We start from the raw sequence: 20,557 nt of genomic DNA on the forward strand, positions 1-20,557 counted from the left end.
TGGATGAGCGAGCGGATGGGCCTCGACATCCCGGCCACGGCCCGTTCCCCCCAAGCCGCGTACGAGATCACCTCCCGCTTAGACACGGGTCTCCTCACCTTCACCCTGACCAAGGCGGAGGCGGAGGCTTATCTGGAGGAACATCCCCCGGAGGGCATGTGGCTCGAACCGACCTCCGCACCGGCCGACGTCAATCCCCACGACTTCGCGCACTTCGGACTCCCGGAACCCGAGACGTTCAAGGACGGCATGCGCTACGGCTACGTCTGCCCCGGCTCCGCCAAAGCCACCGAGGAGCCCGACGTCTCCGGTGTATACAGCTCCTCCGACGATCTGTGTGTCAGCCTGTACGCGCACGAGTACACGCCGAAGCGCACCCGCATCTACCTCCGCGATCACTTCGAACCCGGCATCAGCCCTCTCTCCACGCCGCCCTCGTCGACGTCGACAGGATGAGGACGGACCGGCCACGTCACGCCCGTACACCACACTGTCGAAACCGGGACAGTCACCCTGCGTACCGTCCGCGATACTCCCCACGGTAGGGCGGCTCGGTCACCCTCGGTGAGGTGAACCAGGAAACCGTCACCGCAACCAGTGAACCGGTCGTCGCCACAGACCACTTCCGCACCCCGTTCCCCGCTTCGCCCAGGCGCTGAGCAAGGCCCTCATCCCTCCCGAGCCGCGGACCGTAGCCCAGCCGGCCGAACGCCCGAGGCGGAGCCGGCGAGCCCCGGGAGTGATCGAGCCGTTCGCGGTGTTCTCCGAGTCCGGCGAGACGGGGCTCCGTTCGCGCCTGGGCGAACTCGACCTCGAACAACTGCGGGACATCATCTCGGAACACGGAATGGACCACGACCGGCTGGCGATGAAGTGGAAGGACCCCCAACGCGTCATCGACCGCATCGTGGAGCGTGTCGAATCGCGGACCGCGAAGGGAGCGGCCTTCCGAGGACGGCCGGAGCAGCCCACGACGCTGCACGGCGAGGCCGGCGATCCGAAGGCCGAGGATCCGCCTGCGTGAAGTGAAGGAGCGCGAAGTCTTCCCTCAGGCCTCGTCAAGGCACGAACACCTGCCCTGCCTGGTAGAAGCATGAGCTGAATGGTAGGCAGGCGCTTGCCTTGCGCCCTCTTCTTGTGAACGGAACCGAGTGAGTGGAGCGGTGCGCTCCTGGCCTGATCATTCATCATGAAGTCAGCAACGGGTCAGTGTGAGTCCTGAAACACCTGGCGACAGCTGACCGGACATGCGAATGATTGTACCCTGCGGACAACGCCCTTGACCTGCAGAAGCAGGCAGGGAGCAGACAAATCGGGAGTTCCTCCGTGTTTCGTACCATGTTCAAGTCCAAGATCCACCGTGCCACCGTCACCCAGGCCGACCTGCACTACGTGGGATCGGTGACCATCGACGCCGATCTGCTGGACGCCGCCGACCTGCTGCCCGGTGAGCTCGTGCACATCGTGGACATCACCAACGGCGCCCGGCTGGAGACGTACGTCATCGAGGGCGAGCGCGGCTCCGGGGTGATCGGGATCAACGGGGCCGCCGCGCACCTCGTCCACCCCGGCGACCTGGTGATCCTCATCAGCTACGCCCAGGTCACGGACGCCGAGGCGCGGGCGCTGAAGCCGCGGGTGGTGCACGTGGACGGCGACAACCGTATCGTCGCCCTGGGCGGCGACCCGTCCGAGCCGGTTCCGGGGTCGGACCAGGAGCGCAGCCCGCAGGCCGTGTCTTCCTGAGCGTGCCGCAGGCCCTGTCCGGACAAGGAGCGTGTGCTGGTGAGCGACATAGAGATCCGTGACGACCGGGCGGCGGGCCGGCTGGAGGCGAGGGGCGACGGCGACGCGGTGGTCGGCCGCATCGAGTACTTCGTCCTGGAGACCCCCGAGCGCGCCTTCGTCCCCGTGCACACCGTCGTCGAGCCGGCCCACGAGGGCAAGGGCGTCGCGGGCTCGCTGACCCGCGAGCTGTACACCCTGGCGCGGAGCGAGGGCGTCGCCGTCGCCCCGCTGTGCCCGTACGTCGTCACGTGGGCCGAGCGCCACCCGGACGAGGCTCCCGCGGCCGACCCCGCACTGCTGCGCGCGGCCACGGAATGGCTCGTGGCGCACCCCGGCCGGTTCTGACGAGGACGACGAGGACGAGAGCCGTACGCGTGCTGGCCCTGTTGCACACCTCACCCGTCCACGTGCCGGTCTTCGACGCCCTGCGCGACGAGGCGCACCCCGGCCTCGAACTGCGGCACCACGTCGACGCCGGTCTGCTGGACCGGGCCCGGCGCGAGGGGCCGCACGCGGTGCGGGCCGACGTCCTGGCCGCGCTGCGGCAGGCCGTCGCCGGGGGCGCGCGGGCCGTACTGTGCACCTGCTCGACCATCGGCGGCGTCGCCGAGGGGACCGCCGGCGGCGCTGGGGTGCCGGTGCTGCGGGTCGACCGGCCGATGGCCGCCGCCGCGGTGGCCGCCGGCCCGCGCGTCGTCGTCCTCGCCGCCCTGGAGAGTACCCTCGCGCCGACCCGGGCGCTCCTCGTCGAGGAGGCGGAGCGCGCCGGGCGTCCCGTCGAGGTGCGGACGCGTCTGGTCGCCGGTGCCTGGTCCTGCTTCGAGGCCGGGGACACCGACCGTTACGCACGCATGGTGGCGGCCGCCGCGGACGGGATCGGCGACGCCGACGCGATCGTCCTGGCCCAGGCGTCCATGGCGCCCGCCGGGCGGTTCACGACCACCCGGGTTCCGGTGCTGGCGAGCCCACGGCCAGGACTCGCCGCCGGGGCGGAGGCTGTACGGAACGGCGGACCCGCGGCCCGGCGGGCGTCGGAGCCCCTCGGCCACTTGGGTCCCGCCCGTCATACGGGGGAGTGAGTGCGGACACCGCAGTCGGGTAGGCGGGGGACAAGTCCAGAGCCGCTGTCGACCCACTGGCCGGAGGACCTCGCCATGACGAACCCGTATCCGGATCCCGTCCCGCCCGGCCCCACTCCGGGACCCACTCCGGGCCCGGACCCGACCCCCGCGCCGCCGACGCCCGGGCCGGGCCCCGACCCGACGCCCCCGCCGCCGCCACCGGGCCCCGGCCCGGAACCGACTCCGCAGCCCCCGGCGCCAGGACCCGAACCCACGCCCCAGCCGCCGGGCCCCGGCCCGTCCCCGGGACCGCAGCCGACCCCGCCGCACCCCGGCCCGCCGGAGCCCTCCCCGTCGCCGATCCCGCCGGGACCGGAGCCGGTACCCAACCCGGAACCGGGACCACCGCTCACCTGACCGCGACGCGGGACCGGCCACCGGTCCCGTCGCGCCCCGGAGTGGCGAGCGCCGACGTGCGGGCGGTGGGCGCCGCCGTGAGCGCCCCCGCCCGCACGGCGACGCCTAAGCCGTGACCTCCGACCGGTCCCCGCCCCACAGTGTGTGGAACGCACCGTCCCGGTCCGTCCGCCGGTACGTGTGCGCCCCGAAGAAGTCCCGCTGCCCCTGCGTCAGTGCCGCGGGCAACCGCTCGGCGCGCAGGGCGTCGTAGTAGGCGAGGGCCGCGGCGAAGCCGGGCGTGGGTACGCCCTGGCGGGTCGCGGCGACCAGGACCTCGCGCCAGTCGTCCTGGGCGTCGGCGATCTCCCGGGCGAACGTCTCGTCCGACAGCAGGCTCGGCAGGTCCGGCCGGGCGTCGTACGCGGCGCGGATGCGGTCCAGGAAGGCCGCGCGGATGATGCAGCCGCCGCGCCAGATCGAGGAGACCGCGCCCAGGTCGATGTCCCAGCCGTATTCCTCACTGCCCGCCGCGATCTCGTGGAACCCCTGCGTGTACGAAACGATCTTGGACGCGTACAGCGCCTGCTCCACCCGGTCGGCGAAGGCGGCGGCCTCCGACGCCTCCAGGGCCGTGGCCTTCGGGCCCGCCAGCCCCCGTGAGGCCTCCCGCAGCGCCCCGTGCCCGGACAGCGACCGGGCGAAGACCGCCTCGGCGATGCCGGACACCGGCACCCCGAGGTCCAGCGCGATCTGCACGGTCCAGCGCCCCGTGCCCTTCTGCTCGGCCTGGTCGAGCACCACGTCCACGAAGGGCTCGCCCGTCGCCGCGTCCACGTGCGACAGCACCTCCGCCGTGATCTCGATCAGATACGAGTCCAGGCGGCCGGTGTTCCAGGTGCGGAAGATGTCCGCGATCTCGGCGGGGGAGTACCCGGCGACGTCCCGGAGCAGCTGGTACGCCTCTCCGATCAGCTGCATGTCGGCGTACTCGATGCCGTTGTGCACCATCTTCACGAAGTGCCCGGCACCGTCCGGCCCCACGTGCGTCACGCAGGGCGCTCCGTCGGCGGCCTTCGCGGAGATCCTCTCCAGCATCGGACCCAGCGACGCGTACGACTCCTTCGAGCCGCCCGGCATGATGCTCGGCCCGTTGAGGGCGCCCTCCTCACCACCCGAGACGCCGGTGCCGACGAAGTGGATGCCCTGCTCGCGCAGTGCCCGCTCTCGGCGCCGGGTGTCGGCGAAGTGGGCATTGCCCCCGTCGATGATCATGTCGCCGGGTTCCAGCAGCGGCGCGAACTCCTGGATCACCGCGTCGGTCGGGTCACCGGCCTTCACCATCACCACCAGGCGCCTCGGCCGCTCCAGCGCCGCCACGAACTCCTTGGCGGTCTCCGCCACCACGAAGTCGCCCTCGCCGCCGAACTCCTCCACCAGCGCGTGCGTGCGCGACGCGGTCCGGTTGTGCACCGCGACCGTGTAGCCGTTGCGGACGAAGTTGCGGGCGAGATTGCGGCCCATGACCGCGAGTCCCGTCACGCCGATCTGCGCTGCAGTGCTCATTGGCTTGGCTCCTCATGACCTCGGTGTCGGTGGCGCCGGGCGTGCGCGTCGGTATCCCGCTGACCATCCTGACGTGCCGGTACACCGGCCGCACGTCCTGACCCGGTGGACACCAGTACGCACGGGAGGGGTCCGCGGCCTCAGCGGCCCCCCGCACGGCCCGGCCAACGGGCGCCGCTTCTGCGCCACTTGACCGGACCAACCGGCCGATTGCCGTCTTGTCATGGCCTGTTCGCGGCGTTTACTTTTGCCGCTCCTGACGCAATGTCGAGGGGGACACCCATGGCCGTACGCGGCCGGCACCGCCGGTATCAGCCGAACAGGATCAACCGGGCCTCACTGACCGTCACCGCGGGCGGCGCCGGGATCGCGCTCCCGCTCATCGGCACCGGCACCGCCCACGCCGCCGACGTTGGCACCTGGGACAAGGTCGCCGCCTGCGAGTCCAGCGGCGACTGGGGCATCAACACCGGCAACGGCTACTACGGCGGTCTGCAGTTCACCCAGTCCACCTGGGAGGCGTTCGGCGGAACCGCGTACGCGTCGCGCGCGGACCGGGCCACCAAGGACCAGCAGATCGCCGTCGCCGAGAAGGTGCTGGACGGGCAGGGGCCCGGGGCCTGGCCGGTGTGCTCGGTGCGGGCCGGACTGGGCCGCGGCGGTGAGACGCCCGACATCCGTCCGGCCGGGGGCGCGGGGGCCGAGAGGTCCGCCGGGAAGACGCCCGGCAAGGCCGCGAAGCCGGCCCGGCACGCGGCCGAGAAGTCCGCCCGGACCTCCGGCAAGAGCCCCGACGTACGTCCCCAGACCACACCGCAGTCCCGGGCCGGAAAGGCCCGTATGTACACCGTGGTCACCGGCGACACCCTGTCCGGCATCGCCGACAGCCACCGGGTCCCCGGCGGCTGGGAGGGTCTGTACGAGGCCAACCGCAGGTCGATCGGGGCGGACCCGGATCTGATCCTGCCCGGACAGCACCTGGCACTGCGGGGCGGAGGCACCGCCACGGCGCCCCGCCCCGAGCACAAGGCGCCCCCGGTGGCCGAGCCGAAGCAGCAGAAGAAACCGGCCAAGCAGAAGCAGCCCAGGAAGTCGTCCTCGGACACCCACAGGGAGAAGGCCACGAGCGGCCACTCCCTCGTGGCCCCGGTCGACGCCTCCACCGGCACGCCGTACCACCAGGCGGGCTCGTCCTGGTCGAAGGGCTACCACACCGGCGTCGACTTCCCCGTACCCACCGGCACCTCCGTCAAGGCGGTCGCCGCGGGCCGGGTCGTCAGCGCCGGGTGGGGCGGCTCCTACGGGTACCAGGTCGTGGTCAAGCACGCCGACGGCCGCTACTCCCAGTACGCGCACCTGTCGGCGATCTCCGTGAAGGACGGCCAGTCCGTCGGCGCCGGCCAGCGCCTCGGGCGGTCGGGCTCCACCGGTAACGTCACGGGCCCGCATCTGCACTTCGAGGTGCGGACGGGGCCCGGTTTCGGTTCGGACGTCGACCCGGTGGCGTACCTGCGGGCCGGCGGGGTCAGGATCTGATCCGCGCCCGGCGCCGGTCGAGGACGGGCAGCGGGACGTGGACGGCGCCGTAGAAGGGCCCGAAGGAGACGATCATCCGCTCCTCGGCGGCGGGCTCCGCCGGTTCCAGGGCCGCGTGCGCCTCGGCGGCGGGCGCGGTCGCCGGGGCCGGCACCGACACCGGTCCGGGCAGGAACACCCTGGTGGGCACCGGGGCGAGCGGCTGCCCGCTCCCGGCGCCGACCGCCACGACCGCCCCGGCGGCCGACACCGCTCCGGCCGGGGACACCGCCTCGGCCGGGGACACCGCTCGGCCGCTGACGACCGCCTCGACCCTCGATACCGCTCCGGCCGGGGACACCTCCCCGGCGACGGAGACCGCTCCGGCCGGGGACACCGCCTCGACGCCGGAGACCGCTCCGGTCGCGGAGACCGCCCCCGTCCCAGGCACCCCGCCGGCCGCCACCGGCTCGGCGTCGGAACCCTCCGCGGCCTCCCGCGCGAGGCGCTCCGTCGTCAGCAGGATCAGGCCGCCCGCGGCCACCACACCACAGCTCAGGGCGAGCGCGGTGCCGGTCGTGCCGTAGCGGAAGGTCTCGCCGAACATCGTGATGCCGACCACGGCCGCCACCACCGGGTTCACGACCGTCAGCACGGCCAGCGGGGCCGCGAGTCCGGCGCCCCGGTAGGAGGCCTGCGACAGCAGCATGCCGGCCGTGGCGAGCACGCCGATCACGGCCAGGGAGGGCACGTCGGCGGCCGACACGCCGTCGGCCCAGTCGACCGCCACCGTCTTGGTGAACACCGAGGACATGCCGAACGCGACACCGGAGGCGGTCGCCAGCAGCACGCTGCGCACCGCGGGATGCCGGTGCGCGGCCCGGCCGGCGGCCATCAGCGTCACGATCGCACCGGCCGTCACCACGGCCACCGCCACCCGCTGCGCCGTGTCCAGCGACTGGGCGTCGGACGCGCCGACCAGCGACAGCAGCCCGGCCAGACCGACCGTCGCCATGATCGCGCCCCGCCAGGCCGTCGCACCGGCCCTGCGGCCCACGAACACCGCCGCCATGGGCAGCGCGAAGACGATCGTGAGGGCCCCCAGCGGCTGCACGAGACTCAGCGGACCGCAGGCGAGTGCCACCACGTGGAGGAGACCGCCGGCACCGTTGAGGCCGACCGCGGCCCACCAGCCGGGCCGGCGCAGCGGCGCGTACTGCGCGTCGGCGGAGGACGCCGCGACCCGCTCCTGCACGATCGCTCCACCCGCGTACGCGACGGCGGAGACGAGCGACAGCAGCACGGACAACGCGAGGGCGCTCATCGGCTGCTCCTCTGCGGGAGGCGGGGGCGCTCGGCCCGGCGCGGCGTACGGTCGTCTTCCATGGACAACACGATGCCTTCTCAGGATCTTCCCGTCGTCGTCCCTGAGCACTCATTGGGTCCTACTACCGATGGAGTACGGCGACGGCGCCGTCCTCCCCAGGGTGGGCGTCCCGCGTCCGAGACCCCTGACGGCGCCCCGTAGGGGCCCTGGTACTACTGCTCTCCGTGGAATTCGACCCCGGCCTCGCGGCCCTCCGCCCGCTCGGCGGCTTCTTCGTCCTGCGCACCTCGCCGCGGCCCCCGCACCGGCCGCTCCCCACCCTCGCCCACGCCTGCCGGGACCTCCCCGCGCACGGCCCCGCGGACGACCTCGGAATCGGCCTCGCGCACGACCACGACCCCCTCGCCCACCGCGTCCGGAAGGTCGCCGTCGCCCTCCGCGCCCCCGAGGCCCGGACCGCCGCGTCCGTGGCGCACCAGGGTCTCGCCGCGCGCCTGTGGTCGGTGACGCTGGGCTGCGCCGTCCTGTACGGCCGGGTCCCCGACCTGGACCCGGGCCTGCTGCACTGGGACCCCGACGCCACCGCCCCCGACGACCTCTGGCTCGCCGAGGCGCGTCCCCGGCCGGGGGACGCCGCCACCGTGGCGGACGTCGTGCTCGACACCCACCTGGTACCGCTGACGGCGGCAGTCCGCGGCCGGTACCGCCTCGCGGCAGGGCTGCTGTGGGGCAACGCCGCCTCCGCCCTGGCCGGCGCCGCCCGCGAACTGGACCGCTGGGCCCGCCGCCACGGCCGTACCGCGGCCGCCGCCCGTGCCCGCTCGCTGACCACCGGCCTGCTCGCGCACCCGCTGCTCGCCGGGACCGGCACCCTGACGGACACCGCCTTCCGGCGCCGCAGTTGCTGCCTGTACTACCGCGTCCCCGGCGGGGGCGTCTGCGGCGACTGCTGCTTCTCCCGGCCCCCGGGGACGCCACGGCCGCCGGACGCGCCACCGCCGCACGGCTCCCGGAGACCCCCGCGGTCTTCCCCGGACGCCCCGTCTGAGTGACCATGAGGGGACCAGCCGTCGAGCACAGGAGGTTCCGGGTGCGTGTGGGACTGCTGACCCGGGAGTATCCGCCCGACGTGTACGGCGGCGCGGGCGTCCACGTCGAGTTCCTCGCCCGGGAACTCGCCCGCCTCGTCGACCTGGACGTGCACTGCTGGGGCGAGGGCCGCGCCGACGGCGTCCAGCGCCACCGCCCCTGGCCGGCGCTCGACGGCGCCAACGACGCGCTGCGCACCTTCTCCGTGGACCTCACCATGGCCGCCGCCCTCGAAGGCCGCGAGCTCGTCCACTCCCACACCTGGTACGCCAATCTGGGCGGCCGGCTCGCCCAGCAGCTGTACGGCATCCCGCACGTCGTGACCGCCCACTCCCTGGAGCCGCTGCGCCCCTGGAAGGCCGAGCAGCTCGGCGGCGGGTACGCCCTGTCCAGCTGGGCCGAACGCGGCGCCGTCGAGTCCGCCGACGCCGTCGTCGCGGTGTCCGGCGCCATGCGCGAGGACATCCTCGCCTGCTACCCGGCCCTGGACGCGTCCCGGGTCCACGTCGTCCACAACGGCATCGACACCACCCTGTACCGGCCCGACCCCGGCACCGACGCCCTGGACCGGATCGGGCTGGACCGCTCCCGGCCGTACGTCCTGTTCGTCGGCCGCATCACCCGGCAGAAGGGCGTCCCCCACCTGCTGCGGGCGGTGCGGGACATCGACCCCGCCGCGCAGGTCGTGCTGTGCGCGGGCGCCCCGGACACCCCCGAGATCGACCGGGAGTTCCGCGACCTGTTCGCCGAGCTGAGCCGGGCCCGCGAGGGGGTGCACTGGATCCCGCGGATGCTGCCGCGCCCGGAGGTGATCCAGCTGCTGACCCACGCCGCCGTCTTCGTCTGCCCCTCGGTGTACGAGCCCCTCGGCATCGTCAACCTGGAGGCGATGGCCTGCGGCGCGCCCGTCGTGGCCTCCCGCGTCGGCGGCATCCCCGAGGTCGTGGCGGACGGCGAAACGGGGGTACTCGTACCCAGAGACGACACCGGCAGCGACCACGGGGACGAGGAGTTCGAGGCGGGCCTCACCCGGGCGCTGGACTCGGTCCTCGGCGACCCGGAGGCCGCCCGGCGCATGGGCGGGGCGGGACGGGAGCGCGCGGTGGACGAGTTCGGCTGGGACGCGGTCGCCCGGCGCACCGTCCGGCTCTACGAGGAGATCCTGAAACAGGCTTAGGCGTCGGGCCCACGGGCAGGCATGGGCCACCAACGAGGGTGAGGGGAGCGGCCATGCGTCGTGGTGGTCCTTCGGTGCTGGGGATCGTGCTGGCGGGCGGGGAGGGCAAACGCCTGATGCCGTTGACCGCGGACCGCGCCAAACCGGCGGTCACCTTCGGCGGCACCTACCGCCTGGTCGACTTCGTGCTGTCCAACCTGGTCAACGGCGACATCCTGCGGATCTGCGTCCTGACGCAGTACAAGTCGCACTCGCTGGACCGGCACATCACCACCACCTGGCGGATGTCCAGCCTGCTCGGCAACTACGTCACCCCGGTCCCCGCCCAGCAGCGCCTCGGCCCGCGCTGGTACCTCGGCAGCGCCGACGCGATCCTGCAGTCGCTGAACCTCGTGTACGACGAACAGCCCGAGTACGTGGCGGTGTTCGGCGCCGACCACGTCTACCGGATGGACCCCCGGCAGATGCTCGCCCAGCACATCGAGTCCGGCGCGGGCGTGACCGTGGCCGGAATACGGGTGCCGCGCGCCGAGTCGTCGTCGTTCGGCGTGATCACCCCCGGGTCCGACGGGCGCACCGTCACCGGGTTCCTGGAGAAGCCGGCCGACCCTCCGGGGCTCGCCGACGCGCCCGACTGCGTCTTCGCCTCCATGGGCAACTACCTCTTCACGACCAAGGCCCTCGTCGACGCCCTGCACCGGGACGCCGAGGACCCGCACTCCGTGCACGACATGGGAGGCTCGATCCTGCCTCAGCTCACCGACCGGGGGGAGGCCGCGCTGTACGACTTCAGCGCCAACCACGTGCCGGGGGAGACCTCCCGCGACCAGGGCTACTGGCGCGACGTGGGCACGCTCGACGCCTACTACGAATCCCACATGGACCTGATCGCCGAGCGGCCCGCCTTCAACCTCTACAACCGCGACTGGCCGGTCTACACCCACTCCACCCAGCTGTCCCCGGCCCGCTTCAACGCCGGCGGCATGGCCAGCGAGTCGATCATCAGCGCGGGCTGCCTGATCCGCGGCCAGGTCACCCGGTCCGTGCTGTCACCGGGCGTGGTGGTCGACCCCGGGGCGGTCGTGCAGGGCTCGGTGCTGCACGACAACGTGCACATCGGCCGGGGCGCGGTGGTGCGCGGGGCGGTGCTGGACAAGAACGTCGAGGTGCCGCCGGGCGCGACGATCGGCGTCAACCCGGAGCGGGACGCCGACCTGTACACCGTTTCCAAGGGTGGCGTGATCGCGCTGGGCAAGGGGCAGCGGGTGCCGTGACGGACGGGTCGGCAGCGGCCCCGGGAGGCGTGCGCCGCCTCTGGGGTCGTTGTCATGTCCCTGGACGTCAAACGGAATCCGTGTTGTCATTCCACTGCTGTTCCATCGATGGATGACATCGATGTCCTGAGCCATCAGCCACCACCCGTTCCCGAGGAGAGGGTCAGTGCGCACCACACGACTCAGAGACAGACTGGCGTTACTGCTCGCCGCCGCGCTGGGTGTCGCGGGACTCGCCGCCGTACCGGACGCGAGCGCGGCGGACGCCACCGACGAGATCCACGGTCTGAAGGGCGAGTACTACACCCAGTCCGCCCCCGGCGCCTTCGACTTCCACGAGCTCAAGGCCACCGGCTTCGACCCCCGGATCGACTTCGACACCCTGGAACCCCGCCTGAACTTCGCCACCGGCCGGTCCGACGACGTCAGCGTCCGCTGGACCGGCAAGCTGGTGCCGGAGAAGACCGGCGCCCACACCTTCTCGGTCACCGGCGACAACGGCTTCCGCCTCTGGATCGGCGGACGGCTCGCCATCGACCACTGGGTCGACGACTGGGACCGCGAGCAGACCGCCGAGCCGGTCGAGCTCACGGCCGGACAGTCCTACGACCTCAAGCTGGAGTACTTCGAGCACTACGGGGGCTCCAACCTGCACCTGCGCTGGACCGAGCCCGGCGGCACCAAGGAACCGGTGCCGCAGTCGGCGTTCCGCCTGCCCGACGGCTTCGACTACGACGGCGCGACGGCGACCACCGTGCTCGCCACGGGCCGCACCCTCGAGCTGGACTTCGCCCGGCCCCTCGCGGCGGTCCCGGCCGGCCTCACCGACCACCTGGAAGCGGTGATCGGCGGCGCCAAGTGGCCCCTGGGCGGGGCCGCGCTCGACCCGGCCGACCCCACCGTGCTCCGCGTCGCCCTCGGCGAGCCCGTCGTCGGCAACAGCACCGGCACCGCACCCGGCACCGCCGACGTCCGCTACGACGGCGAGGGCGGCCTCACCGACGCCGACGGCAACGTTGTCAACACGTTCTGGAGCAGCGGCGCCAACCACTCCACGTACGAACTGCGCACCCGGTGGGCCGACGACGTCGACCCGGACGACGCCCACCCGGAGTACCCGCGCCCGCAGCTCGCGCGGGACGCCTGGCGCAGTCTCAACGGCCGCTGGCAGTTCGCCGCCGCCGAGGCCGGCGAGCAGCCGCCGGTGGGCAAGCGGCTGAAGGAGCGGATCGTCGTCCCGTACCCGGTGGAGTCCCAGCTCTCCGGCATCCAGCGGCACGAGGACCGGATGTGGTACCGCCGTACCTTCACGGTGCCCCGCGACTGGCACATCGGCTCCGGGCAGCGGCTGAAGCTCAACTTCGGTGCCGTCGACTGGCAGTCCGAGGTGTACGTCAACGGCACGAAGGTCGCGGAGCACAAGGGCGGCTACGACAAGTTCGGCGCCGACGTCACCGACGCGCTGAAGCCCGGCAGCACCCAGGAGCTGATCGTCGGCGTGTACGACCCGACCGACGCGGCGAACGGCGAGAACCCGCCGCTCGGCAAGCAGCGCCTGGACCCGAGCGGCATCTGGTACACGCCCAGCTCCGGCATCTGGCAGACGGTCTGGATGGAACCGGTCGCCCGCGACCACGTCGAGTCCCTGAAGCTCACCCCGGACGTCGGCGCGAGCACCCTGACCGTGGAGCCGAAGGGCGTGCGCGACGGCCTCCGGATCACCGCGACCGCCTACGCCGGACAGCGCAGGGTCGCCACGGTGAGCGGCCGCACCGGCGAGCCGCTGACCCTGAGGATCCGCGACCCGCGGCTGTGGTCGCCCGACGACCCCTTCCTGTACGACCTGAAGGTCACCGTCGGCACCGACCGTGTCCAGAGCTACTTCGGGATGCGCTCCGTCGCCGTGGAGAAGGTGGACGGCGTGCCCCGCACCGTCCTCAACGGCGAGCCCGTCTTCATGATGGCCACGCTCGACCAGGGCTTCTGGCCCGACGGCCTGCACACCGCTCCCACCGACGAGGCGCTCGCGTACGACCTGAGGCTGCACAAGCAGCTCGGCTTCAACTCGGTGCGCAAGCACATCAAGGTCGAACCCGACCGCTGGTTCTACTGGGCCGACCGGCTGGGCCTGCTGGTGTGGCAGGACATGCCCGCGATGACCGCCGGCGTGAACCCGGCCCCGGCCGCGCGCGCCGAGTACGAGCGCGAGATGAAGGAGATGATCGACGAGCACGTCAGCAGCCCGTCCGTCGTCATGTGGGTCACCTTCAACGAGGGCTGGGGCCAGTACGACATCGGCCGCGTCGCCGCGCAGGCCAAGGCCTGGGACCCGACCCGCCTCGTGAACAACCAGTCGGGCCTGAACCTGGGGGCCGACGGAGGCGCCGGCGACATCATGGACGAGCACGGCTATCCGAGCCCCGCCCTGCCGCCCCGTCCGGACGGCGAGCGCGCGCTGGTCAGCGGCGAGTACGGCGGCCTGGGCCTGGCGGTGCCCGGACACGCCTGGTCGGTGCAGCAGTCGTACGTCGACGTGGACCCGGCGACGTACACCGACGACTACCTGGCCAAGCTCGACGAGGTCCGTGCCCTGGTCTGCAAGGGGAGCAACGGCGCCGTCTACACCCAGATCACCGACGTCGAAGGAGAGCTGAACGGGCTGACCACCTACGACCGCGAGGTCCTCAAGCCGGACGCCGCCCGGATGAAGGCCGCCCACGAGGCGCTGATCCGCGACGCGTCCCGGCCCGCCCCCGCGGGGTGCCCGGCCGCCTGAACACCCCGCACGGCCCCCGGTCGGCCCGCAGCCGTCCGGGTGGGGAAGCGCGGGGCGGGTGGCACCGCCGGTGACCATCCGACCGCAAGCGCCCCATGAGTCACAGGAGTCCGGCCCCTTTCCGAGGGGCCGGACTTTAATGCGTTGTTAACTGTGTGTAGCTTGATCGTACTTGACCGTAATCGGCAGAGGGCGATTGACTGTTTGTCCACCCGTCGTCCTTGCGAGGCACGCCCTTGACTTCCGATCTGCTCGCCCCTCTCGACCTGGCGTTCTGGAACATCGAGTCCGCCGAGCACCCCATGCACCTCGCGGCGCTCGGCGTCTTCCCGGCGCACTCGCCCACCGCGGGCGCCCACGCGGCGGACCTGCTCGCGGCCCGGGCGCCGGCAGTGCCCGGGCTGCGGATGCGGATCCGGGACTCGTGGCAGCCGCCCCTCGCCCTGCGCCGGCCCTTCTCCTTCGGCGGGGCCACCCGCGAGCCCGACCCGGGCTTCGACCCGCTCGACCACGTCCGGCTGCACGCCCCGACGACGGACTTCCACGCCCGGGCCGGCCGCCTGATGGAACGCCCGCTGGAGCGCGGCCGGCCGCCCTGGGAGGCGCACGTGCTGCCCGGCGCGGACGGTGAGTCCTTCGCCGTGCTGTTCAAGTTCCACCACGCCCTGGCCGACGGACTGCGGGCCCTGGCCCTCGCGGCGGGCGTCCTCGACCCGATGGACATGCCCGCGCCGCGCCCCCGGCCCGAGGAGCCCCGGCGCCGCCTCCTGCCGGACGTGCGCAACCTGCCGGACCTGGTGCGCGGCGCCCTGTCCGACGCGGGGCGCGCCCTGGACATCGGCGCCTCCGCGGCCCTGTCCACCCTCGACGTGCGCTCCTCGCCCGCCCTCACCGCCGAGCCCTCCGGCACCCGCCGCACCGCCGGGGTGGCCGTCGACCTGGACGACGTGCACCGTATCCGCAAGACCGTCGGCGGCACCGTCAACGACGTCCTGATCGCGGTCGTCGCCGGCGCCCTGCGCCGCTGGCTGGACGAGCGGGGCGACGGCAGCGAGGGTGTCGCGCCCCGCGCCCTGATCCCCGTCTCCCAGCGCCGCCCGCGCACCGCCCACCCGCAGGGCAACCGGCTCTCCGGCTACCTGATACGGCTTCCGGTCGGCGATCCCGACCCGCTCTCCCGGCTCGGCACGGTGCGCGCCGCCATGGACCGCAACAAGGACGCCGGGCCGGGCCGGGGCGCCGGCGCGGTCGCCCTGCTCGCCGACCACGTCCCGGCGCTCGGCCACCGGCTCGGCGGCCCCCTGGTCGGACAGGCCGCCCGGCTCTGGTTCGACATCCTCGTCACCAGCGTGCCCCTGCCCAGCCTCGGCCTGCGGCTCGGCGGCCACCCGCTCACCGAGGTCTACCCCCTGGCGCCGCTGGCCCGCGGCCACTCCCTGGCGGTCGCCGTCTCGACGTACCGGGGACGGGTCCACTACGGGCTCGTCGCCGACGCCAGGGCCGTGCCGGACCTCGACCGGTTCGCCCTGGCCGTGTCCGAGGAGGTGGAGACGCTCATCACTGCCTGCGGTCCCTGACCCCGCCGGGTTTGGTCCGCGGCCCCGCGCTCCGTAAAATTCCCCGTTCGAAAGCGGGCGCGACCGGAGCGCCGCGACGGTGACCAGGAACGGCAGCGGCGATGACGGTGACACAGGACGGCTCGGCGACCACGGACGAGGTGGCGAACGGGTCCGGTGACGGGACGCGGTACGGCCCCGGCATCGACCCGGAGCGGCTCGCCGTCTGCCTCGGCGTGCTCGAGGAACTCGACCGGCTCGAGGTCGACCACCCCGACGCGATCGCGGTCCGCCGGGCCACCTCGCACATCTACCGGACGGTCAAGCAGCGCCGCCGCCAGGAGCGCCGGGCCGCCAAGACCGCCCACGACAAGGCGGTCACCGAGGCCACCGCCACCGGATCCGCCGAGCGCATCGACGACGAGACCGAAGGCATCCTGCCCTCCTCCCGCACCGAGGAGGGCACGATCGCGGGGATACTCCAGCGCCCGCGCTCCTGCTACATCTGCAAGCAGCGCTACGTGGAGGTCGACTACTTCTACCATCAGCTCTGCCAGACGTGCGCCGCCGAGAACCGCTTCCGGCGCGACGCGCGCGCCGACCTCACGGGCAAGCGCGCGCTGCTCACCGGCGGCCGGGCCAAGATCGGCATGTACATCGCGCTCAGGCTGCTGCGGGACGGCGCGCACACCACGGTCACGACCCGCTTCCCCAAGGACGCCATCCGCCGCTTCAAGGCCATGGACGACTCCGCCGACTGGATCCACCGCCTGGAGGTCGTCGGCATCGACCTGCGCGACCCGGCCCAGGCCGTGGCCCTGGCCGACCGGGTCGGCGAGCAGGGCCCGCTCGACATCCTGATCAACAACGCCACCCAGACCGTGCGCCGCCTGCCCTCCGCGTACGCCGCCCTCGTCGAGGGCGAGAGCGCCCCGCTGCCGGCCGGTGAGCTGCCCGCCCACCACGTCATCGGCGCCTTCGACTCCGGCGCGGTGGACGGGCTGGCCGCACTGCCCGTCGGTGTCTCGGGGCTCGACGCGCAGAAGGTGGCCGACCTCGCCCTGGTCGCAGGCAACGCCAGTGTGGTCCGGCACCGCGAGGGCACCGCCATCGACGCGGGCGGCCTGGTCCCCGACGTCGTCGACACCAACACCTGGGTGCAGACGATCGAACAGATCTCCCCGGTGGAGCTGCTCGAGACCCAGCTGTGCAACTACACGTCGCCGTTCATCCTCATCAGCAAGCTGCGTCCGGCGATGGCCGAGGCCGCGCGCAGGGCGGCCTCCGGGCGCGCCTACGTCGTCAACGTCTCCGCGATGGAGGGCGTGTTCGCCCGCGGCTACAAGGGCGCGGGCCACCCGAACACCAACGCGGCCAAGGCCGCCATGAACATGGTGACGCGGACCAGCGCCCAGGAGATGTTCGACACCGACGGCATCCTGATGACCTCGGTCGACACCGGCTGGATCACCGACGAACGCCCCCACTACGACAAACTGCGCCTGGCCGACGAGGGCTTCCACGCCCCGCTCGACCTGGTCGACGGCGCCGCCCGCGTCTACGACCCGGTCGTGCGCGGCGAGGCCGGCGAGGACCTGTACGGCGTCTTCCTCAAGGACTACGCGCCCGGCAAGTGGTGACGGCGGCACCGGGCCGACGGCCGTGATCCGCCGGCCCGTTCACCGGGCACCGCCCTACCGTGGGTGGTGCGCCGGCGTGCCCGGTGCGCCGGCCCCGCGTACTTCGTGGTTCGACCCCATGCAGGCCCGCCCCCGGGCATGTCGCCCCGTCGGGGGGCACCGCGGGGCCGCCCCGATCTCGGGCACGCCTCGCGCGCACCCGCGGCGGATCCGGTCAGTCGACCGTCCGCAGCGGGGAGTTGTGCGTCGCCACCAGTTCCAGCAGCGCGCGCCAGTCCTCCAGTACCCCGGCGTCGAAGACGGCGGTGCGGGCCTCCTCGTGGGCCTGGCGCAGGCTGAGCAGGTCGTCGTCGTGGGACCGGCCGTCCGGCAGGTCGCGCCGGTGCAGCAGGTGGGCGACGCGTGGGCCGAGCAGCGGCCGTACCGCGCCGGCCGTGCGGCCGGCCGGACCGCCCGGCCACAGCAGCGCCCCCACGGCCGAGACCAGGCCGGCGACCTGGAGCTCCTTGTCGGCGGGGCGCCGCCGGCGCAGCAGCGCCGCGGTGCGGAGCGCGTGCCCGAGCGGATCCGCGGGGCCGGTGTCGTGACCGGCCCGCGGCCGTGCGCCCCGGCAGGCGTGCAACAGGTCCATCAGCTCTTCCACGCTGCGCGGTTCCATGCCCCGGTCCTCCCACGAGACAGCCGTTGCGGACCGCCAGCGCACCATGGCGAGCTTGCGACGCAGCCAACGGCGACTGAACGTCACGGCCCGCGCCGCCGATGTGCGCAGGCCCGGCCCGACACATGGGCCGAACGGGTGAGACGCAGACCGGGCGAAATGTAGTGCTTCGCGGCAGACTGGCCCCAATTGTGCGCGGGACGGCGGGCAATGGTTGCCCCATGTTTTCGAGCCCCATAGAGCGCACCCCCGCTCATTTGGTTAGTCTGGAGCGGTCGGACGAGCAGTAACCGGGTGCGCACCCGCACCCACGGTCCGTCGCGGGACGGGCCGGTCCACAACGGCCCGCGCCCGCACGCGTTACCGGCGCCACCGCGTCCGAACCGCATTCGACCCACACCCGAGCGTGCGCCAGGTGCCGGACAGCAGACCGGCCGACAGGCCCCGAGGGTGACCCGACACATAAGGAGTGCGCGGTGACACCGGAGACGACGACGAATCCCGAGCAACGTCCCGAGGAACGTGCCGAGCGCGCGGGGCGCCGGCCCGGAGAGATCGGCAGCCTCGACGTGTGGGCACGGTCCGCCCCCATCCGCCTCGCGGGCTACGAGGAGGACCTCGCCGAGCCGCACATCCTGCCCAGCGTGGACTGACCCGCCGCAGGGCCCGCCGGACGCGTGGGCGTGCCAGACTCACGCCCATGCTGATCAGGGAAGCCACGGCCGCCGACTGGCCGCACATCTGGCCCTTCTGGCACCGTATCGTCACGGCCGGCGAGACCTACGCCTGGGACCCGGACACCCCCGAGGACGTCGCCCGCGACCTGTGGATGAACCCCGCCAAGCACGTCCTCGTCGCCGAGGACGACACCGGTACCGTCGTCGGGTCCGCCTACGTCACCCCCAACTACGGCGGTCCCGCCGCCCGCATCGCCAACGCGGGCTTCATGGTCGACCCGGACCGGGCCGGCCGGGGCACCGGCCGGGCCCTCGCCGAACACGTCCTGGCCACCGCCAGGGCCGACGGGTACCGGGGCATGGTCTTCAACGCCGTCGTCGAGACCAACCCGGCCGTCGGCCTGTGGACCTCCCTCGGCTTCACCGTCCTCGGCACGGTGCCGGACGCCTTCGACCATCCTCGGCACGGCCCGGTCGGCCTGCACATCATGTACCGCGCCCTGTAGGGGCCGCGGTCAGTCCAGCGGAGCCGTCCGCCGCCACGGACGCAGCGCCTCGATCCGCTCCGCCAGCTCCAGCAGCGTCGCCTCCGACCCGGGGCGCCCCACCAGCTGCACGGCGCAGGGGGCGCCCGAGGGCAGCGTGCCGAACGGCACCGACATCGCGGGCCAGCCGGTCAGGTTCCACGGCGGCGTGAAGGGCGAGTACGCCGAGTTGGCCGCAACGTTGCGCAGCCAGCCCCGCTCGTGCCACGGGCCGGCCTTGGGCGAGCGGCGGGCCAGTGCCGGGGTGAGCAGCACGTCGTACTCGGCGAAGAACGGCTCCAGGCGGTCGCGCAGCCGCTCGCGGCCTCCGCCGGCCGTCACCGTGCGCACGAAGCGCCGCCCGATGCCCGCGTGCACCCGGGTGCGCCGGGCCAGCCCGCGTGTGTCGAGACCCCGCGCGTCCACCGCCGTCCCCGCCGTCCAGTGGGTCACGGCGGTCACGCCCAGCGACGCCGGGTAGGGCGGGTCGGCCCGCCGCACCTGGTGCCCGGCCCGCATCAGCACCCCGGCCGCCTCACGAACGGCGTCCGCGTACGGGCGGGAGACGGTGACCCCGGCGAGCGGGCTGCGCGGGGAGACGGCGACCCGCAGGCTGCCGGACTCCGCGCGGCGGAACCGTCCGCCCTCCGCCGCGTCGCTCGCGGGGCCGGCGCCGGGATCGTCGGCGAGCACCGAGAGCATCAGGCGGGCGTCCTCGACCGTGGTGGCCAGCGGTCCGTTCTCGGACATGCCGAACCAGTCGCCTTCGCCGATGCCGGCCGGGACCACGCCGTGGCCCGGCTTGATGGTGACCAGCCCGCAGTTGGCCGCCGGAATGCGCAGGGAGCCCATGCCGTCGTTGCCCAGCGCGAGGGGCACCAGGCCGGCCGCGACCGCCGCGGCGCTGCCGCCCGACGAACCGCCCGCGGTGCGCGTCGGGTCCCACGGGTTGCGAGAGGTGCCGTGCACGCCCTCGGTGGTGCCGAACACGCACAGCTCGGGCACGTTCGTCAGCCCCACGACCACCGCGCCCGCCGCCCTCAGCCGGGCCACGGTGACGTGGTCGGCCGCGGCGGGCGTGTCCGGCGTCGCCGCGGAGCCGACCCGGGTGGACTCGCCGCGCACCGCGAGGTTGTCCTTGACGGCCACCGGGACGCCGGCCAGCGGCAGTTCGGCCAGATCGCCCCGAGCACCCACCTCATCGGCCTCCGCGAGTGCCGCCTCCGCGCGCACCGCCCGGAAGGCGCCGACGCGGCCGTCGAGCCGCTCGATCCGGGCGAGGTGTGCCGCCACCACCTCGCGCGGCGTGACCCGCTTCTCGCGTACGGCGGCGGCGATCTCGGCGGCGGTCCGGCCGGCCCAGTCGGTCACGGGAGCTCCTCGGTGTCGTGCGTGCGGTGCGGGGACGGGATTACTGGCGAGTACGCACAGAGCACTCTGCCCGTCCGGACGCCTCCGCGTCGAGAGCTGGTGCCCGTCGGCCACCCGTTCGGATCCGCCCGGCGACGGCCCCGCCCCGGACAGGCCGGGCAC

At 73.4% G+C, this 20,557-nt stretch carries 18 protein-coding genes; 14 read left to right on the forward strand and 4 right to left on the reverse strand.

Annotated features, from left to right (window positions below; all coding sequences use genetic code 11):
* Nucleotides 1-3: 3 nt before the first annotated feature.
* The 5 genes from AC0VYN_RS13335 (at nucleotide 4) to AC0VYN_RS13355 (ending at nucleotide 2,867) form a co-directional block, all read left to right on the forward strand.
* On the forward strand, nucleotides 4-456 hold the full coding sequence (locus AC0VYN_RS13335; protein ID WP_475536159.1) for a hypothetical protein: 453 nt from the start codon (nucleotides 4-6) through the stop codon (nucleotides 454-456).
* A gap of 283 nt (nucleotides 457-739) precedes the next feature.
* A complete protein-coding gene (locus AC0VYN_RS13340; protein ID WP_475536160.1) occupies nucleotides 740-1,024 on the forward strand; it encodes a hypothetical protein in 285 nt (94 codons plus the stop codon).
* A gap of 302 nt (nucleotides 1,025-1,326) precedes the next feature.
* Nucleotides 1,327-1,746, forward strand: coding sequence for an aspartate 1-decarboxylase (panD, locus tag AC0VYN_RS13345; RefSeq protein ID WP_475536161.1), 420 nt, complete (start codon nucleotides 1,327-1,329; stop codon nucleotides 1,744-1,746).
* A gap of 39 nt (nucleotides 1,747-1,785) precedes the next feature.
* Nucleotides 1,786-2,133 (forward strand): GNAT family N-acetyltransferase, encoded by a 348-nt coding sequence (locus tag AC0VYN_RS13350; RefSeq protein WP_475536162.1) that lies wholly within the window; start codon nucleotides 1,786-1,788, stop codon nucleotides 2,131-2,133.
* A gap of 29 nt (nucleotides 2,134-2,162) precedes the next feature.
* Nucleotides 2,163-2,867, forward strand: a complete 705-nt coding sequence (locus tag AC0VYN_RS13355) for an aspartate/glutamate racemase family protein (protein ID WP_475536163.1) — start codon at nucleotides 2,163-2,165, stop codon at nucleotides 2,865-2,867.
* A gap of 504 nt (nucleotides 2,868-3,371) precedes the next feature.
* On the opposite strand, the gene gndA is transcribed toward AC0VYN_RS13355, so the two are convergent.
* Entirely contained in the window at nucleotides 3,372-4,811 is a 1,440-nt protein-coding gene (gene gndA, locus AC0VYN_RS13360; RefSeq protein ID WP_475536164.1) for an NADP-dependent phosphogluconate dehydrogenase, read from the reverse strand.
* A gap of 282 nt (nucleotides 4,812-5,093) precedes the next feature.
* Between gndA and AC0VYN_RS13365 the strand changes: the two genes are divergently transcribed.
* Nucleotides 5,094-6,347, forward strand: coding sequence for a transglycosylase family protein (locus AC0VYN_RS13365; protein WP_475536165.1), 1,254 nt, complete (start codon nucleotides 5,094-5,096; stop codon nucleotides 6,345-6,347).
* Here AC0VYN_RS13365 and AC0VYN_RS13370 read toward each other — a convergent pair.
* Nucleotides 6,337-7,650: a DMT family transporter gene (locus AC0VYN_RS13370; RefSeq protein ID WP_475536166.1), complete on the reverse strand. Its 1,314-nt coding sequence runs from the start codon at nucleotides 7,648-7,650 to the stop codon at nucleotides 6,337-6,339. The two genes, AC0VYN_RS13365 and AC0VYN_RS13370, sit on opposite strands and share 11 nt — an antisense overlap.
* Nucleotides 7,651-7,877: 227 nt before the next feature.
* Here AC0VYN_RS13370 and AC0VYN_RS13375 point away from each other — a divergent pair, with 227 nt between their 5' ends.
* The 6 genes from AC0VYN_RS13375 (at nucleotide 7,878) to AC0VYN_RS13400 (ending at nucleotide 17,165) form a co-directional block, all read left to right on the forward strand.
* Complete coding sequence (locus AC0VYN_RS13375) at nucleotides 7,878-8,705, forward strand: (2Fe-2S)-binding protein (RefSeq protein WP_475536167.1); 828 nt, start codon at nucleotides 7,878-7,880, stop codon at nucleotides 8,703-8,705.
* A 38-nt stretch (nucleotides 8,706-8,743) separates the two neighbouring features.
* Complete coding sequence (glgA, locus tag AC0VYN_RS13380) at nucleotides 8,744-9,919, forward strand: glycogen synthase (protein ID WP_475536168.1); 1,176 nt, start codon at nucleotides 8,744-8,746, stop codon at nucleotides 9,917-9,919.
* A 53-nt stretch (nucleotides 9,920-9,972) separates the two neighbouring features.
* The gene (glgC, locus tag AC0VYN_RS13385; RefSeq protein WP_385462327.1) at nucleotides 9,973-11,193 is read left to right on the forward strand and encodes a glucose-1-phosphate adenylyltransferase; all 1,221 of its coding nucleotides are present in this window, start codon (nucleotides 9,973-9,975) and stop codon (nucleotides 11,191-11,193) included.
* Nucleotides 11,194-11,359: 166 nt separating this feature from the next.
* Complete coding sequence (locus tag AC0VYN_RS13390; RefSeq protein WP_475536169.1) at nucleotides 11,360-13,969, forward strand: PA14 domain-containing protein; 2,610 nt, start codon at nucleotides 11,360-11,362, stop codon at nucleotides 13,967-13,969.
* Between the two features lie 236 nt (nucleotides 13,970-14,205).
* The gene (locus tag AC0VYN_RS13395; protein WP_475536170.1) at nucleotides 14,206-15,546 is read left to right on the forward strand and encodes a wax ester/triacylglycerol synthase family O-acyltransferase; all 1,341 of its coding nucleotides are present in this window, start codon (nucleotides 14,206-14,208) and stop codon (nucleotides 15,544-15,546) included.
* A 101-nt stretch (nucleotides 15,547-15,647) separates the two neighbouring features.
* The gene (locus tag AC0VYN_RS13400) at nucleotides 15,648-17,165 is read left to right on the forward strand and encodes an SDR family NAD(P)-dependent oxidoreductase (RefSeq protein ID WP_385462336.1); all 1,518 of its coding nucleotides are present in this window, start codon (nucleotides 15,648-15,650) and stop codon (nucleotides 17,163-17,165) included.
* A 214-nt stretch (nucleotides 17,166-17,379) separates the two neighbouring features.
* Here AC0VYN_RS13400 and AC0VYN_RS13405 read toward each other — a convergent pair whose 3' ends face one another.
* Entirely contained in the window at nucleotides 17,380-17,823 is a 444-nt protein-coding gene (locus tag AC0VYN_RS13405; RefSeq protein ID WP_475536171.1) for a hypothetical protein, read from the reverse strand.
* A gap of 476 nt (nucleotides 17,824-18,299) precedes the next feature.
* Between AC0VYN_RS13405 and AC0VYN_RS13410 the strand changes: the two genes are divergently transcribed.
* Complete coding sequence (locus tag AC0VYN_RS13410) at nucleotides 18,300-18,476, forward strand: hypothetical protein (protein WP_451629012.1); 177 nt, start codon at nucleotides 18,300-18,302, stop codon at nucleotides 18,474-18,476.
* Between the two features lie 47 nt (nucleotides 18,477-18,523).
* Complete coding sequence (locus tag AC0VYN_RS13415) at nucleotides 18,524-19,006, forward strand: N-acetyltransferase family protein (protein WP_475536172.1); 483 nt, start codon at nucleotides 18,524-18,526, stop codon at nucleotides 19,004-19,006.
* Between the two features lie 9 nt (nucleotides 19,007-19,015).
* On the opposite strand, the gene AC0VYN_RS13420 is transcribed toward AC0VYN_RS13415, so the two are convergent.
* On the reverse strand, nucleotides 19,016-20,395 hold the full coding sequence (locus tag AC0VYN_RS13420) for an amidase (protein ID WP_475536173.1): 1,380 nt from the start codon (nucleotides 20,393-20,395) through the stop codon (nucleotides 19,016-19,018).
* Between the last annotated feature and the right edge of the window lie 162 nt (nucleotides 20,396-20,557).

It is taken from the genome of Streptomyces sp. 63XJN7_1_ISO-PGPR-S23-121 (genome assembly GCF_056173025.1).

What these genes read in the sequence shown, in the direction of transcription:
- AC0VYN_RS13335 (WP_475536159.1), top strand. Translation starts at nt 4, where the DNA reads ATGAGCGAGCGGATGGGCCTCGACATCCCGGCCACGGCCCGTTCCCCC.
- AC0VYN_RS13365 (WP_475536165.1), top strand. Translation starts at nt 5,094, where the DNA reads ATGGCCGTACGCGGCCGGCACCGCCGGTATCAGCCGAACAGGATCAAC.
- gndA (WP_475536164.1), bottom strand. Translation starts at nt 4,811, where the DNA reads ATGAGCACTGCAGCGCAGATCGGCGTGACGGGACTCGCGGTCATGGGC.
- AC0VYN_RS13370 (WP_475536166.1), bottom strand. Translation starts at nt 7,650, where the DNA reads ATGAGCGCCCTCGCGTTGTCCGTGCTGCTGTCGCTCGTCTCCGCCGTC.
- AC0VYN_RS13405 (WP_475536171.1), bottom strand. Translation starts at nt 17,823, where the DNA reads ATGGAACCGCGCAGCGTGGAAGAGCTGATGGACCTGTTGCACGCCTGC.
- AC0VYN_RS13400 (WP_385462336.1), top strand. Translation starts at nt 15,648, where the DNA reads ATGACGGTGACACAGGACGGCTCGGCGACCACGGACGAGGTGGCGAAC.
- glgC (WP_385462327.1), top strand. Translation starts at nt 9,973, where the DNA reads ATGCGTCGTGGTGGTCCTTCGGTGCTGGGGATCGTGCTGGCGGGCGGG.
- AC0VYN_RS13415 (WP_475536172.1), top strand. Translation starts at nt 18,524, where the DNA reads ATGCTGATCAGGGAAGCCACGGCCGCCGACTGGCCGCACATCTGGCCC.